The 14,546-nt window shown below is 70.3% G+C and carries 12 protein-coding genes and 2 tRNA genes; 5 read left to right on the top strand and 9 right to left on the bottom strand.

Annotated elements, in window-relative coordinates:
* The first annotated feature begins 10 nt into the window (after nucleotides 1-10).
* Nucleotides 11-1,033: a rod shape-determining protein gene (locus ASD33_RS14760; RefSeq protein ID WP_199863526.1), complete on the top strand. Its 1,023-nt coding sequence runs from the start codon at nucleotides 11-13 to the stop codon at nucleotides 1,031-1,033.
* Between the two features lie 115 nt (nucleotides 1,034-1,148).
* Here ASD33_RS14760 and ASD33_RS14755 read toward each other — a convergent pair whose 3' ends face one another.
* The gene (locus ASD33_RS14755; RefSeq protein WP_242426983.1) at nucleotides 1,149-2,288 is read right to left on the bottom strand and encodes an ATP-binding protein; all 1,140 of its coding nucleotides are present in this window, start codon (nucleotides 2,286-2,288) and stop codon (nucleotides 1,149-1,151) included.
* A gap of 137 nt (nucleotides 2,289-2,425) precedes the next feature.
* Complete coding sequence (locus tag ASD33_RS14750) at nucleotides 2,426-5,053, bottom strand: valine--tRNA ligase (protein ID WP_056558914.1); 2,628 nt, start codon at nucleotides 5,051-5,053, stop codon at nucleotides 2,426-2,428.
* Nucleotides 5,054-5,191: 138 nt separating this feature from the next.
* On the opposite strand from ASD33_RS14750, the gene ASD33_RS14745 reads away from it, so the two are divergent.
* Complete coding sequence (locus ASD33_RS14745; protein WP_056558909.1) at nucleotides 5,192-6,169, top strand: hypothetical protein; 978 nt, start codon at nucleotides 5,192-5,194, stop codon at nucleotides 6,167-6,169.
* Nucleotides 6,170-6,238: 69 nt separating this feature from the next.
* On the opposite strand, the gene clpX is transcribed toward ASD33_RS14745, so the two are convergent.
* The 5 genes from clpX to ASD33_RS14720 all read right to left on the bottom strand — a co-directional run bounded on the left by clpX (nucleotide 6,239) and on the right by ASD33_RS14720 (nucleotide 10,907).
* Nucleotides 6,239-7,522 carry an ATP-dependent Clp protease ATP-binding subunit ClpX gene (gene clpX / locus ASD33_RS14740; RefSeq protein ID WP_015033605.1) on the bottom strand — a complete coding sequence of 428 codons (1,284 nt, stop codon included), beginning with the start codon at nucleotides 7,520-7,522 and terminating at the stop codon, nucleotides 6,239-6,241.
* 156 nt (nucleotides 7,523-7,678) lie between these two features.
* Nucleotides 7,679-8,341 carry an ATP-dependent Clp protease proteolytic subunit gene (locus ASD33_RS14735; RefSeq protein ID WP_056561395.1) on the bottom strand — a complete coding sequence of 221 codons (663 nt, stop codon included), beginning with the start codon at nucleotides 8,339-8,341 and terminating at the stop codon, nucleotides 7,679-7,681.
* Nucleotides 8,342-8,404: 63 nt separating this feature from the next.
* Nucleotides 8,405-9,022, bottom strand: a complete 618-nt coding sequence (locus ASD33_RS14730) for an ATP-dependent Clp protease proteolytic subunit (protein WP_056558905.1) — start codon at nucleotides 9,020-9,022, stop codon at nucleotides 8,405-8,407.
* A 251-nt stretch (nucleotides 9,023-9,273) separates the two neighbouring features.
* Nucleotides 9,274-10,659, bottom strand: coding sequence for a trigger factor (tig, locus tag ASD33_RS14725; RefSeq protein WP_056558904.1), 1,386 nt, complete (start codon nucleotides 10,657-10,659; stop codon nucleotides 9,274-9,276).
* A gap of 171 nt (nucleotides 10,660-10,830) precedes the next feature.
* Nucleotides 10,831-10,907: transfer RNA gene (locus ASD33_RS14720), tRNA-Pro, on the bottom strand.
* Nucleotides 10,908-11,039: 132 nt separating this feature from the next.
* On the opposite strand from ASD33_RS14720, the gene ASD33_RS14715 reads away from it, so the two are divergent.
* Nucleotides 11,040-11,113: transfer RNA gene (locus ASD33_RS14715), tRNA-Gly, on the top strand.
* 138 nt (nucleotides 11,114-11,251) lie between these two features.
* Nucleotides 11,252-11,683: an amphi-Trp domain-containing protein gene (locus ASD33_RS14710; protein WP_056558901.1), complete on the top strand. Its 432-nt coding sequence runs from the start codon at nucleotides 11,252-11,254 to the stop codon at nucleotides 11,681-11,683.
* Between the two features lie 9 nt (nucleotides 11,684-11,692).
* Here ASD33_RS14710 and ASD33_RS14705 read toward each other — a convergent pair whose 3' ends face one another.
* Nucleotides 11,693-11,887 carry a hypothetical protein gene (locus tag ASD33_RS14705; RefSeq protein ID WP_056558898.1) on the bottom strand — a complete coding sequence of 65 codons (195 nt, stop codon included), beginning with the start codon at nucleotides 11,885-11,887 and terminating at the stop codon, nucleotides 11,693-11,695.
* Between the two features lie 155 nt (nucleotides 11,888-12,042).
* Complete coding sequence (locus ASD33_RS14700; protein WP_056558895.1) at nucleotides 12,043-13,188, bottom strand: PP2C family protein-serine/threonine phosphatase; 1,146 nt, start codon at nucleotides 13,186-13,188, stop codon at nucleotides 12,043-12,045.
* A 106-nt stretch (nucleotides 13,189-13,294) separates the two neighbouring features.
* Here ASD33_RS14700 and ASD33_RS14695 point away from each other — a divergent pair, with 106 nt between their 5' ends.
* Nucleotides 13,295-14,524, top strand: a complete 1,230-nt coding sequence (locus ASD33_RS14695; protein WP_056558893.1) for a GNAT family N-acetyltransferase — start codon at nucleotides 13,295-13,297, stop codon at nucleotides 14,522-14,524.
* Nucleotides 14,525-14,546 lie beyond the last annotated feature (22 nt).

Here is a 14,546-nt window from a genome sequence, read left to right as displayed (position 1 = left end):
CTTGGCGATCATGGACATAGGGATCGACCTCGGCACGGCCAACACGCTCCTCTACGCACGCGGGCGGGGCATCGTGCTCAACGAACCGTCCGTGGTGGCGGTGCAGGAGGGCTCGCGGCACGCGCTCGCGGTCGGCACGGAGGCGAAGGAGACCATCGGGCGCACGCCGGGTTCGATCACCGCGATCCGGCCGCTGCGGGACGGTGTGATCAGCGACTACGAGGCGGCCGAGGAGATGATCCGGCACTTCGTGCGCAAGGCCGTCCCGGGCCGGCGGCGGCCCCGTACCCGGATGGTGGTCTGTGTGCCCAGCGGGGTGACCCAGGTCGAGCGGCGGGCCATCGTGCACGCCTCCCTGTCGGCGGGCGCCCGCGCGGTCCATCTGATCGAGGAGCCGATGGCGGCGGCGATCGGCGCCGGGCTGCCGGTCTCCGACCCGCGCGGCTCGATGGTCGTCGACATCGGCGGCGGTACGACCGAGGTGGCGGTGATCTCGCTGGGCGGGATCGTCACGGCGCAGTCGCTCCGGGTGGGCGGCGACCGGCTCGACGCGGCCGTCATCGACTTCGTCCGCAAGGAGCACTCGCTGCTCATCGGCGAGCGGACCGCGGAGGACGTCAAGGTCGCCATCGGTACGGCGTGGCCGGTGCCGGGCGGCGAGGAACTGGAGCGGGCGACCTTCACGATCCGGGGCCGGGAGAAGGTCAGCGGGCTCCCCCGGACGGTGGAACTGACGGTGCCGGAGGTACGGGCGGCGCTGGACGAGCCGGTGGAGGCGATCATCGCGGCGGTCCGGGTGACCCTGGAGGAGTGCCCGCCGGAGCTGTCCGGCGACGTCATGGAGCACGGCATCGTGCTGACCGGCGGCGGGGCGCTGCTGCCGGGCCTGGACCTGCGGATGGCCTCGGCGACGGGCATCCCGGTCTTCGTCGCGGACGCGCCGCTGGACTGCGTGGCCCTGGGCTCGGGCCGGTGCGTGGAGGACTTCGACGCACTCCAGCGGGTCCTGGGGAAGGCAGAGACGGTCCGCTGAGGGCGGAGGGCGGCGGGGCGGCCGGTCCACCGGGGGCAGGGGCGCGGCGGCCGGTCCGCCGGGGGCGGGGGCCTGCGGGGCGGCCGGTCCGGCTCCTGCGGGGAGGCTCAGCCGGTCAGCGTGCCAGTCCCGTCGGCAGCCCCGCCGTCACCACGTACTCGTCCCGCTCACGGTGGGCCTTCAGCGTGCCGCCCATGCTGGTGACGCGCTCCTCCATGGAGAGCAGTCCGGTGCCGGTCGAGACCGGGGCGCGGTCCGGCGGGTCCGCCGGCAGCGGGTTGCGGACCTCGATGCACAGGTCGGGGCCCTCGACGGTGATCGTGACCGTCACGGGCAGGCCGGGCGCGTGCTTGGCGGCGTTCGTCAGGCACTCCTGGACGACCCGGTGGACGGCCGCCTGCCGCAGCGGTGACAGGGCCTTCGCCTCCTCGGCGACCGCGAGTTCCACGGGGCTGCCCATCCGCTCGCTCTCCCGGGCGAGCCCGGTGAGCCCTTCGAGGCCGGGGGTGGCGGTGTCCCGGTCGGCGCGGCGCACGATCGTCTCGTTGAGCATGAGGTGGGCGCGGCGGGCGGTGTCCGCGAGTTCCTCGAAGTCCTGCTGGTGGGCCTCGCCCCTGGCCCGTACGGCGAGGACCTCGGCCCGGACCGCGAGGACGGTCAGTTCACGGCCGACCAGGTCGTGGACGTCCCGGCCGACGGAGATCCGCTCCTCCTGGACGGCCTGCCGGGCGGCGGCGTCACGCCGCTGGACCTCCAGGGCGCGGACGAGGTCCTGCCGGTACGCGGCGATGCCGACGCCCGCCGCGAGGACGCCGATCGGGACGACCAGGCTCAGGAAGTCGCTGAGGGTGTCGCCGTGCCGGGCGGGCCAGCCGGGCGTCTGGAAGAGGGCGTAGGCGACGGCGGCGTACACCAGCGTCGCGACGATCGCGGCGCGGCGCCCCCGGTAGCGGCCGATCGAGTACAGCGCGAACTGGATCATGGTCAGTTCGTGCAGCCATCCCATCAGGCCGAGGGCGACGAGGTACGGGAGCCACGGCAGCCGGCGCCGGACCACCAGGGTGGCCGCGCCGGCGGCGAGGACCAGCGTCGCGGTGACCCCGGTGAGGGAGTTGTCGGCGCGGGCGAGCCCCGGCACGTCCAGCACCATCAGGCCGAAGGCGCTGAGCGCGGCGACGACGTCGAGGGCGCGGGGCGAGACCGCCCACCGGTCCACGCAGCGGCGGAGTGCGGGGACGGTGGGGAGGCGGAGCATGCCCACCATCATCCAGGGTCTTTCGTCCCGACGCCGAGGACCTGAAGTCCCGTCTGATGTGACATCGGGCACTTCGTCCGCTTTGCGGAAGGGCCCGGAACCGACGAGCGGTTCCGGGCCCTTCCTCATGCCGTGGGTCAGGCCTGCGGCAGGCTCGCCAGCTGGGTCTCGATGCGGGCGATGTCCTCCTCCGCCTTGGCGAGGCGGGTGCGGATCTTGTCGACCACGTTGTCCGGGGCCTTGGCGAGGAAGGCCTCGTTGCCGAGCTTCCCGTTCGCCTGGGCCTTCTCCTTCTCCGCCGCGGCGAGGTCCTTCGCGAGGCGCTTGCGCTCCGCGGCCACGTCGATCGTGCCCGACAGGTCGAGCGCGACGGTGGCACCGGCGACCGGCAGGGAGGCGGTGGCGGCGAAGCCCTCGCCCTCCGGCTGGAGCCGCAGGATCTGCCGGATGGCGGCCTCGTGCGCGACGAGCGGGGTGCCGTCGACGGTGAGGCGGGCCGGCACCTTCTGGGCGTCCTGGAGGCCCTGCTCCTTGCGGAAGCGGCGGACCTCGGTGACGACCCGCTGGACCAGCTCGATCTCCTTCTCCGCGGCCTCGTCGCGGAAACCCGAGTCCTTGGGCCAGTCGGCGATCACCAGGGACTCACCGCCGGTGAGGGTGGTCCACAGGGTGTCGGTGACGAACGGGACGATCGGGTGCAGCAGGCGCAGCATGACGTCCAGGACCTCGCCGAGGACGCGGCCGGAGACCTTGGCGCCCTCGCCGCCCGCGAAGAACGTGGTCTTCGACAGCTCGACGTACCAGGCGAAGACCTCGTCCCACGCGAAGTGGTAGAGCAACTCGCTGAGCTTGGCGAACTGGAAGTCCTCGTAGTACGCGTCGACCTGGGCGACGGTCTCGTTGAGCCGCGACAGGATCCAGCGGTCGGTCGCGGACATCTCGGAGGCGTCCGGCAGCGGGCCCTCGATGGTGGCGCCGTTCATCATGGCGAACCGGGTCGCGTTCCAGATCTTGTTGGCGAAGTTCCGGGACGCCTGGACCCAGTCCTCGCCGATCGGGACGTCCGCGCCAGGGTTGGCGCCCTTGGCCAGGGTGAAGCGGACGGCGTCGGAGCCGTACGCGTCCATCCAGTCCAGCGGGTCGACCGCGTTCGGGTTGGACTTCGACATCTTCTTGCCGAACTCGTCGCGGACGAGGCCGGTGAGGGCGACGGTCTTGAAGGGGACCTCACCGTCCATCGCATACAGGCCGAACATCATCATCCGGGCGACCCAGAAGAAGATGATGTCGTGGCCGGTGAGCAGGACGTCGGTCGAGTAGAACTTCGCCAGGTCCGGGGTCTTCTCCGGCCAGCCGAGCGTGGAGAACGGCCACAGGCCGGAGGAGAACCAGGTGTCCAGGACGTCGGGGTCCTGGGTCCAGCCCTCGGCCTCGGTGCCGGGCGCCTCCTCGTCGGGTCCGACGCAGACGACCTGGCCCTCGGGGCCGTACCAGATCGGGATGCGGTGACCCCACCACAGCTGGCGCGAGATGCACCAGTCGTGCATGTTGTCGACCCAGTCGAAGTAGCGCTTGGAGAGCTCCTTCGGGTGGATCTCGACGGAGCCGTCGCGGACGGCGTCACCGGCGGCCTGCGCCAGCGGGCCGACCTTGACCCACCACTGCATCGACAGGCGCGGCTCGACGGTCGTCTTGCAGCGCGAGCAGTGGCCGACGGAGTGCATGTACGGGCGCTTCTCGGCGACGATCCGGCCCTGCTCCTTGAGCGCGCCGACGATCGCCGAGCGGGCCTCGAAGCGGTCCAGGCCGAGGAACGGGCCGTGGACGGTGATGATGCCGTGCTCGTCCATGACGGTGAGCGAGGGCAGGTCGTGGCGGCGGCCGATCTCGAAGTCGTTCGGGTCGTGCGCCGGGGTCACCTTGACGGCGCCGGTGCCGAACTCCGGGTCGACGTGGGTGTCGGCGACGACCGGGATGGTCCGGTCGGTCAGCGGCAGCTTGATCTGCTTGCCGACCAGGTGCTTGTAGCGCTCGTCGTCCGGGTGGACGGCGACGGCCGTGTCGCCGAGCATCGTCTCGGCGCGGGTCGTGGCGACCACCAGGGAGTCGTCGCCCTCGCCGTACCGAATGGAGACCAGCTCGCCGGCGTCGTCCTGGTACTCGACCTCGATGTCCGAGATGGCGGTCAGACAGCGCGGGCACCAGTTGATGATGCGCTCGGCGCGGTAGATCAGACCGTCCTCGTAGAGGTCCTTGAAGATCTTCTGGACGGCCTTGGACAGGCCCTCGTCCATGGTGAAGCGCTCGCGCGACCAGTCGAGACCGGCGCCGAGGCGGCGCAGCTGGCCGAGGATGCGGCCGCCGTACTCGTCCTTCCACTGCCAGACGCGGTCGACGAACTCGTCGCGGCCCAGGTCGTGGCGGGACTTGCCCTCCTCGGCGAGCTGCTGCTCGACCTTGTTCTGGGTCGCGATGCCGGCGTGGTCCATGCCCGGCAGCCAGAGCGTCTCGAAGCCCTGCATGCGCTTGCGGCGGGTCAGGGCGTCCATGAGCGTCACCTGGAAGGCGTGGCCCAGGTGCAGGGCGCCGGTGACGTTCGGCGGCGGGATGACGATGGTGTACGGAGGCTTCTCGCTCTTCGCGTCGGCCTCGAAGTACCCCCGGTCTACCCAGCGCTCGTACAGCTCCCCCTCTACCTCGGCCGGCGCGTAGGTGGTCGGCAGTTCGGTGGTGGGCGCTGTCTGCTGCTGAGTGTTCTCGGTCACGGGGCCAGTTTAGGGGTGCGGTGGCGGTGTCCTGAAACGCGATTGTTCGGTAACGGTGTGGCCCCCGCCGCACTGCCGCCCCGGCGGTTCCGTCAGGATGTCCGGCAGGCATAAACATCCTGTGAGGGGAACCTGTCGATGAGCTACAACCAGCCGGGGCCGTACGGCGGCCAGCCGCCCCAGCAGCCCGGTCCCTACGGCCAGCCGGGCCCCTACGGCCAGCAGCCGCAGCAGCCGGGGCCGTACGGGCAGCCGCAGGCTCCCCAGCCGGGTTACGGCTACCCGCAGCAGGCCCCGCAGGGCGTCCCGCCGCAGCAGCCCCCTTACGGCTACCCGCAGCAGCCCCAGCAGCCCGGCCCGTACGGCCAGCAGCCGCAGTACGGCGCCCCGCAGGGCCCCGGCGGCTACATGCCGCACCCGCCGGCCCCGAAGAAGTCGAAGGCCGGCTGGATCATCGGCGCGGTGGCGGTCGTCGCGGCGATCGGCGTGGGCGTGTACTTCGTGCTCGGTGGAGGCGGCGGCGCGTCGGTGGCCGACGACGGCCCGCACAAGCTGACGACCCCCGAGACGGTCCTCGGCGAGTACAAGAAGTCTCCCGACAAGGGGAGCAGCAAGAGCGACGACGATGACTTCGTCAAGGACGCCGCGAAGTTCGGCATGAAGAACCCGCAGCGCGTCAACGCGCAGTGGCAGGTCAAGGACGAGAGCAACCCGCTGGCAGGAAAGCTGCTGCAGTTCGGTGGCGCGTACGGCCAGATCGACGACCCGGAGAAGACCCTCGACGCCCTCTTCGAGAACATGCGCGCCGAGGCCGCGAAGGAGAAGGACGGCAAGGCCCAGCTGGTCGGCGACCCGCAGGAGTTCACTCCCGAGGGGCTCGACGGCGCTCTCCTGAAGTGCCAGGAGATCAAGTCCAAGACGGACACCGGTTCGGGCACGAGCAGCCTCGGCCCGAAGGAGATCACCATGCCGGTGTGCGTCTGGAGCGACCACAGCACGCTCGGCTACGTGATGCCCATGGACATCGCCGACCTGATGGCGGGCAAGGGCACCGCGCCCGCGGACGCCGCCGCCATCGCCGCCAAGCTCCGCAAGGAGATCCGCGTCAAGCTCTGACCGGCTCGCCGCACATGCGGAAGGGGCGCCCCGCCGGCCGGCGGGGCGCCCCTTTCATGTCCGTACGGCTCAGGCCGACTTCTCGTGCCTGCCGTCGTTCTTCACGATCCGCGGGACCAGCGTCGGGTTGACGTTGTTTCGGACGACGTCGGCCGTGATGACCACGCGGGCCACGTCCTTGCGGGACGGGACCTCGTACATCACCGACTGGAGGACCTCCTCCATGATGGCGCGCAGGCCGCGCGCGCCGGTGCCGCGGAGGATCGCCTGGTCGGCGATGGCCTCCAGGGCCGGGCGGTCGAAGTCCAGCTCCACACCGTCGAGTTCGAAGAGGCGCTGGTACTGCTTCACCAGCGCGTTGCGCGGCTCGACGAGGATCTGCAGGAGCGCCTCGCGGTCCAGGTTGTGGACCGAGGTGAGGACGGGGAGACGGCCGATGAACTCCGGGATCATCCCGAACTTCACCAGGTCCTCCGGCATGACCTCCTGGAACTGGTCGCTCGCCTCGATCTCGCGCTTGGAGCGGATGGTCGCCCCGAAGCCGATGCCCTTGGCGCCCGCCCGCGACTCGATGATCTTCTCCAGGCCGGCGAAGGCGCCGCCCACGATGAAGAGCACGTTCGTCGTGTCGATCTGGATGAACTCCTGGTGGGGGTGCTTCCGTCCGCCCTGCGGCGGCACGGAGGCGGTGGTGCCCTCCAGGATCTTCAGCAGGGCCTGCTGCACGCCCTCGCCCGAGACGTCGCGCGTGATCGACGGGTTTTCGCTCTTACGGGCGACCTTGTCGATCTCGTCGATGTAGATGATCCCGGTCTCGGCCTTCTTGACGTCGTAGTCGGCTGCCTGGATCAGCTTGAGCAGGATGTTCTCGACGTCCTCGCCGACATAGCCGGCCTCCGTCAGCGCCGTCGCGTCGGCGATGGCGAACGGGACGTTGAGCATGCGGGCCAGGGTCTGGGCCAGGAGCGTCTTGCCCGAACCCGTGGGACCCAGCAGCAGAATGTTGGACTTGGCCAGTTCGATGGCGTCGTCCCGGCCCTGCGCGCCGCCGTTCTCGCCGGCCTGGACGCGCTTGTAGTGGTTGTACACCGCGACCGAGAGGGCCTTCTTCGCGGGCTCCTGCCCGACGACGTACCCCTCGAGGAACTCGTAGATCTCGCGGGGCTTGGGAAGTTCCTCCCAGCGCACCTCGCTCGTCTCCGCGAGTTCTTCCTCGATGATCTCGTTGCAGAGGTCGATGCACTCGTCGCAGATGTACACACCGGGTCCCGCGATGAGCTTCTTCACCTGCTTCTGGCTCTTTCCGCAGAACGAGCACTTGAGCAGGTCGCCGCCATCACCGATGCGTGCCACGAGGTGCTTCCCCTTCGCCTGGGAGCGCTTGGTTCAGCGACTCCTGGTGCCTCATATTCGACGGTACCTTGCCGGGCCCCTCGTTCGGGCCCCCCTTGGCACGGTTCACATGGTCGTGATTCGGCCACACGGGCCGTGCCAGGGGAAGGTCGGGCGTCAGCGCTCGGCGGAGGCCGTGCTCTTACGGGTCGAGACGATCTGGTCGACGAGACCGTACGCCAGGGCGTCCTCGGCCGTCAGGATCTTGTCGCGCTCGATGTCGTCGCGGATCTTCTCGATCGGCGTCGAGGAGTGCTTGGCCAGCATCTCCTCCAGCTGGCTGCGCATCCGCAGGATCTCGCGGGCCGCGATCTCCAGGTCGGAGAGCTGCTCACGGCCGGTGCCGCCGGAGGGCTGGTGGATCAGCACGCGGGCGTTCGGCAGGGCCATCCGCTTGCCGGGGGTGCCGGCGGCGAGCAGCACGGCCGCGGCGGAGGCCGCCTGGCCCATGCAGACCGTCTGGATGTCCGGCTTCACGAACTGCATCGTGTCGTAGATCGCCGTCAGCGCGGTGAAGGAGCCACCGGGGCTGTTGATGTAGATCGAGATGTCGCGGTCCGGGTCCATCGACTCCAGGCACAGCAGCTGCGCCATGACGTCGTTGGCGGAGGCGTCGTCGATCTGCACGCCGAGGAAGATCACGCGCTCCTCGAACAGCTTCGCGTACGGGTCGTACTCGCGCACGCCCTGCGAGGTGCGCTCCACGAAGCGCGGCACGACGTAGCGGTTGTCCATCGGCGCGCCGGTGTAGAGGCCGCTCGCGGAGAGGTTGTTCTGCATCTGGGTGTTCACCGTCCTGGTGGCGTTCGGCGGGGGCTGGGGCTGTTCAGCGGTCGGCCGGGCTCAGGCGCCCGTGCCACCGCCGCCGGGAACGCCCGCGGCGTGGGTGATGATGTCGTCGATGAGGCCGTACTCCTTGGCCTCGTCGGCGGTGAACCAGCGGTCGCGGTCACCGTCGCGGATGATCGCCTCGACGGTCTGGCCGGAGTGCTGCGCGGTGATCTCGGCCATGCGCTTCTTCGTGCGCAGGAGGTACTCCGCCTGGATCTTGATGTCGGAGGCCGTACCGCCGATGCCGGCGGAGCCCTGGTGCATCAGGATGTCGGTGTTCGGCAGCGCGAAGCGCTTGCCGGGGGCGCCGGCGGTGAGCAGGAACTGGCCCATGGAGGCCGCCATGCCCATACCGATGGTGACGACGTCGTTCGGGATGAACTGCATGGTGTCGTAGACGGCCATGCCGGCCGTCACCGAGCCACCGGGGCTGTTGATGTACAGGTAGATGTCCTTCTCCGGCTCGGCGGCCAGGAGGAGCATCTGGGCGGTGATCTTGTTGGCGATCTCGTCGTCGACCTGCTGGCCGAGGAAGACGATGCGCTCGCCGAGCAGCCGGTTGTAGACATGGTCGCCGAGGCCGCCACCGATGGACGGCTCACCCGCGGCGTAAGGCTTCAGATTCGTCACGTATCCACCTGCTCGTCTCCGACGGCCAGGGCCGTCTCAGCGTCTCGTTCAGAGGGCACTGCCCTCGTATTCATGGACCCTAACGCGCAGGTAGGACAACGCCATCCCGGTTCCCGAACTGTTCGCTGGGAGCGCAAGGTAGTTGGGGGCGTGTAACGGGGTCCCGCTACGTCCACGGGCCCGTACGCACAGGAGTGCGTACGGGCCCGTGGAGCGGGGTTCAGCGCGGGGCGCGGGCCTCGCGGTGAGCCTTACTTGTCCTCGGAGACCTCGGCCTCGCCGGTGACGGCCTCGACGGCCTCGGCGGCGGCCTCGACCTCGTCCTCGTCGTCCGAGAGGTCGACGACCTCGCCGTTGGAGTCGACGACCTTGGCGGCCTCGACGACGACCGCGAGGGCCTTGCCGCGGGCGACCTCGCCGACGAGCATCGGCACCTGGCCGCCCTCGGCCACGGCCTGGGCGAACTGGTCCGGGCTCATGCCGGAGGAGGCGGCACGGCGGAACAGGTGCTCGGTGAGCTCCTCGCGGGAGACCTCGAGCTTCTCCTTGTTGACGAGCTCATCGAGGATGAACTGCGTCTTGATGCCCTTCTCGGCCTGCTCCTTGGTCTCGGCCAGGAACTCTTCCTCGGTCTTGCCCTGGATCTCCAGGTACTTCGCGAGGTCGAGGCCCATCTGGCCGAGCTGGTGGTGCTCCAGGTTGTGCTTGCGGGTGTTGATCTCGTCCTCGAGAAGCTTCTCGGGCATCGGGACCTCGACCAGCTTGAGGAGCTCGTCGAGGACGCGCTCCTGGGCCTGGGTGGCCTGGTCGAACTGCTTCATGTTCTCGAGGCGCTTGCGGCTGTCGGCCTTGAGCTCGTCGAGGGTGTCGAACTCCGACGCCATCTGCGCGAAGTCGTCGTCCAGCTCGGGGAGCTCACGGGCGGCGACGGTGGTGACCTTGACGGTGACCTCCGCGTCCTTGCCCTCGGCGGAGCCGCCCTTCAGCTGCGAGGTGAAGGTGGCCTCGCCACCGGCCTCCAGGCCCTTGACGGCCTCGTCGATGCCGTCGAGCAGCTCGCCCGAACCGATGGTGTACGAGACACCGTCGGCGACACCGTCCGGGAGGACCTCGCCGTCGACCTTGGCCTGCAGGTCGATGGTGACGACGTCGCCGTCCTGGGCGGCACGCTCGACCGGGGAGGTCGAGGCGAAGCGCTCGCGGAGCTGCTCCACGGACTTCTCGACGTCCTCGTCGGTGACCTCGACCGCGTCGACGGTGACCTCGATGCCGGAGTAGTCCGGGATCTCGATCGTCGGGCGGATGTCGACCTCGGCGGTGAAGGCCAGCAGCTCGCCGTCCTTCAGCTCGGTGATGTCGACCTCGGGCTGGCCGAGCGGGTTGACCTCGGCCTCGTTGACGGCCTCGGTGTAGAACTTCGGGAGCGCGTCGTTGACGGCCTCTTCCAGCACGGCGCCGCGGCCGAACCGCTGGTCGATCACGCGAGCAGGGATCTTGCCCTTACGGAAGCCCTTGACCGTGACCTGCTGGTTGATCTTCTTGTACGCCGCGTCGAGGCTGTCCTTGAGCTCCTCGAAGGGCACCTCGACAGTGAGCCGAACCCGGGTCGGGTTCAGGGTCTCCACGGCGCTCTTCACGGTTCGGTCTCCTTGTGGCTGATTCCTGGAAACCGCCGTCGCCGCGTGACGCGGGTCCGGCGGGTCGGCCCGGTCAGAAAGACACACGGGCACGCAGCTTGCATAGTAACCGCAAGCGGGATGACGCCCACAACGTGATCAAGAGTGCGCGAGGTGGGCGCCTGATCGTCATGGTCGGGGTGGCGGGATTTGAACCCACGGCCTTCCGCTCCCAAAGCGGACGCGCTACCAAGCTGCGCCACACCCCGTCGGTGCGACACGTAGGGTACATGGACGGGGACTGTGCGGCGCCCCCTCTTTTACGGGTGTGCGCGAACGGCCCCCGAACCGCTAACATGCTCCTCGTGCCGCGGTCCTCGTGACCTGCGGCGCGATGCTGTGCGGGTGTAGCTCAATGGTAGAGCACTAGTCTTCCAAACTAGCTACGCGGGTTCGATTCCCGTCACCCGCTCCACGAGCGTCGGGGCCGGTCCGGAGAAGTCTTCTCCGGACCGGCCCCGAGGCGTTTCCGGGGCCGTTCCGAGGGTGTCTCCCGGCCGAGATGCCGGGTCCGGCGGGCGCGTGCAGACTGGCCTCAGGATCGGAGGCAGCCATGAAGGACCTGAAGTTCGAGCAGAAGCGCTCCCTGTCCCGCGGTGAGGCCGCGGACCGGCTGACGGCGCTGGCCGCCGCGCTACGGAAGGGCGGGGAGGTCGAGCTCGACCTGGGGTCGGGAACGGTGAGCCTGTGGATCCCCGACGAACTCCGCTCCGAGGTGGAGTTCGAGGTGGGTGACGGAGAGGTCGAGCTGGAGCTCGAACTCACCTGGCCGACGGCCCGTTCGCGGAAGGACACGGCGGCCGCGGCCGCGGCGGCGAAGGCCGCCGGGGAGAAGCCCGCCGTCGAGAAGCCCGCCGCGCCCGCCCCGAAGGGCAAGGCGAAGCAGGACGTCCCGGCGAAGAAGGCGAAGCCCGCCGCCGCCGCGAAGCAGAAGTCGGCCTCCCCTTCGAGGAAGAAGAGGAAGAAGAAGGGCAGGAAGCGGTAGGCGTCCGCGTCAGAACTTGATGGACGCGACCGTCTGCGTTATCGAGTCCAGGAAGCGCTGGATGTCGTCGGCCATGCCGGTCGAGGCGAGGAAGAAGCCGAAGAGCACGGCCACCACGGCCGGGCCGGCCTTGAGGTTCCCCCCGCGGATCAGCACCACCAGGATGATTGCCAACAGCAACACCACAGACAGTGAAATGGCCACAACTGATCACACCCTCGGTCGGTCCCGCCTTGCCCACCAGGGAGCCCGTGTCCCGGAACACCCCCCGCTGTCTCCATCGTGCCACCAACCCCCCTGCCCCCGCTGCCTGGTGACGAATCGTCGTGGAGAAGATCACGTCACACCGGGCGGACCGGTCAGACGGGCCGGGAGAGCAGGAGCAGCGCGCGGTCGTCGTTGACGTCCTTCGCGACGGCCTCGATCAGATGCCAGGCGACGCCCTCGAAGCCCTCGGCGACGCAGCGGTCGGCCTCGCCGGTGAGCCGGTCGATGCCCTCGGCGATGTCCCGGTCGGCGGCCTCGACCAGGCCGTCGGTGAAGAGCATGAGGACGTCGCCGGTGCGCAGGGTGCCCTTGACGGGGTGGAACTCGGCGCGGTCGTAGACGCCGAGGAGGGGGCCGTCGGCGGCCTTCTCCTCCCAGCGTCCGCTGCCCGCGTGGAGCTGGAGGGCGGGGAGGTGGCCGGCCGAGAAGAGTTCGTAGTCGCCGGACTCCAGGTCGAGGACCAGGTGGATGGAGGTGGCGAAGCCCTCGTCCCAGTCCTGGCGGAGCAGATAGCCGTTGGCGGCGGGGAGGAAGGCGTGCGGCGGGAGGGAGCCGAGGAGGCCGCCGAAGGCGCCGGAGAGCAGCAGGGAGCGGGAGGCCGCGTCCATGCCCTTGCCGGAGACGTCGGTGAGGACGATCTCCAGGGTGCGGCCGCCGTGGGTGCGGGCGGCGACGACGAAGTCGCCGGAGAAGGACTGGCCGCCGGCCGGGCGCAGGGCCATCTCGCGGTGCCAGCCCTTGGGGAGCCGGGGCAGGGCGCTCTGGACGCGGATGCGTTCGCGGAGGTCGAAGAGCATGGTGCCGCCGCGCCGCCAGGGCACGCCGACGCGGGCCCGGAACTGGGCGATGAGCAGTCCGAAGAGGCCGCAGGCGGCGACGACGAGGACGGTGCCGGGGGTGACCCGGGCGGGGCCCTGGGTGTAGGGGCCGAGGACGAAGGACTCGACGATCAGGGCGCCGGCGGCGGCCGCGTACAGACCGAGGAGGCTGGCGGGGCGCAGCAGCAGTCCGCCGGCCACGATGGGCAGGACCAGTGCGGCCGGGGAGCACCAGACGGGGTCGAGGACGGTGCCGCAGGCGATGGCCGGGATCATCAGGAGGAGTCCGGCGAAGACGAGCCGGTCGGAGCCGTCGCCCCGGAAGTAGTCGACACCGGATCTGCGCAGCGCGACGCGGGCCCGGCGGGCGCGTCTGCGCGTGCGGGCCGCGTACGTGTTCACTCCTGCGCGGTGTCCCATTGGCCTGGACCCTATCCATCCCGTCGGACATCGTGCAGGGGTACCCCGGTGACAATGTGCGCGAAATCGGGTCGCCCTGGGCGTGCGCCGCTGATATCGATGGCATATGACGACTGAACTGCGGGTTCTCGACCCGAACGACTGGGACCGTTGGTTCGAGGTGCTGGACCTCGCGTTCGGGGGCCTTCACGAGCCCGCCGAGTCGCGGGCGCTGTGGCGGGACCTCACGGAGTACGAGCGGTCGCTCGGTGCCTGGGACGGGGATCTGTGCGTGGGGACGGCGGGGGCGTTCTCGTTCCGGCTGACGGTGCCGGGCGGGGGTCTCGTGCCGGCGGCCGGGGTGACGATGGTGAGCGTGGCGGGTACGCACCGGCGGCGCGGGATCCTGACCTCGATGATGCGGCGGCAGCTCGACGACGTGCGGGCGGCGGGTGAGCCGCTGGCCGTGCTGACGGCCTCGGAGCCGGTGATCTACGGGCGGTTCGGCTACGGCGCCGCGTCGTGGGCGGAGCACGCGGCGATCGACACGAACCGGGTGCGGCTCTCGTTGCCGGAGGGCACGGACGGGGTGCGGCTGCGGCAGGCGGATCTGACGGAGTCCTCGGCGGCCTGCGAGAAGGTGTACGCCCGGCTGGTGCCTCGGCGGCCGGGGATGGTGGCCCGGGGGCCGGGCTGGGAGCGGCTGCCGCTGATCGATCCGGAGTCGGAGCGCGGGGGTTCCTCGCCCCGGCTGTGCGTGCTCGCGGAGCGGGACGGGGAGGTCGTGGGCTTCGCGCACTACGCGATCAAGCCGAACTGGTCGTTCGCGGGGGCGGACGGTTCGGTGGGGGTGCAGCAGGTGCTCGCGCTCGATCCGGCGGCGGAGGCGGCGCTGTGGCGGTTCCTGTGCTCGGTGGACCTGACGTCGACGGTGCGGATCCACAGCAGTCCGGTGGACGGTGCGTGGCGGCAGCTGGTGTCGGACGTGCGGCGGTGCGAGCCGACGGCGAGGGAGGTGCTGTTCGTCCGGCTCGTGGAGGTGGGCGCGGCGCTGGAGGCGCGGACGTACCAGGCGCCGGTGGACGTGGTGTTCGAGGTGGAGGACGCGTTCTGCCCGTGGAACGCGGGGCGTTGGCGGCTGACCGGGGACGCGAAGGGGGCGAGCTGCGTGCGGACCGGGGACGCGGCCGATCTCGCCCTGTCCGTACGGGAGTTGGGTGCGGCCTATCTGGGCGGCACCTCGCTGGTGTCGCTGGCCTCGGCCGGGCGGGTGCGGGAGCTGCGGGAGGGGGCGCTGGTCGAGGCGTCGGTCGCCTTCGGTTCGCCCGTGGCGCCGTGGCTGCCGCACGGGTTCTAGCGGCGGGAGTACGGGAGGGGCG

This window comes from Streptomyces sp. Root1304, assembly GCF_001426405.1.
Taxonomy (GTDB): Bacteria; Actinomycetota; Actinomycetes; order Streptomycetales; family Streptomycetaceae; genus Streptomyces.
Note: the sequence above shows the minus strand (reverse complement) of the source record. Positions and strands in the feature narration are given on the sequence as shown.

Excerpts from the sequence above, each read along its gene's own strand:
- ASD33_RS14755 (WP_242426983.1), bottom strand. The coding sequence starts at position 2,288 with ATGCTCCGCCTCCCCACCGTCCCCGCACTCCGCCGCTGCGTGGACCGG.
- ASD33_RS14700 (WP_056558895.1), bottom strand. The coding sequence starts at position 13,188 with ATGGGACACCGCGCAGGAGTGAACACGTACGCGGCCCGCACGCGCAGA.
- ASD33_RS14710 (WP_056558901.1), top strand. The coding sequence starts at position 11,252 with ATGAAGGACCTGAAGTTCGAGCAGAAGCGCTCCCTGTCCCGCGGTGAG.
- ASD33_RS14695 (WP_056558893.1), top strand. The coding sequence starts at position 13,295 with ATGACGACTGAACTGCGGGTTCTCGACCCGAACGACTGGGACCGTTGG.
- ASD33_RS14745 (WP_056558909.1), top strand. The coding sequence starts at position 5,192 with ATGAGCTACAACCAGCCGGGGCCGTACGGCGGCCAGCCGCCCCAGCAG.
- ASD33_RS14735 (WP_056561395.1), bottom strand. The coding sequence starts at position 8,341 with ATGCAGAACAACCTCTCCGCGAGCGGCCTCTACACCGGCGCGCCGATG.
- ASD33_RS14760 (WP_199863526.1), top strand. The coding sequence starts at position 11 with ATGGACATAGGGATCGACCTCGGCACGGCCAACACGCTCCTCTACGCA.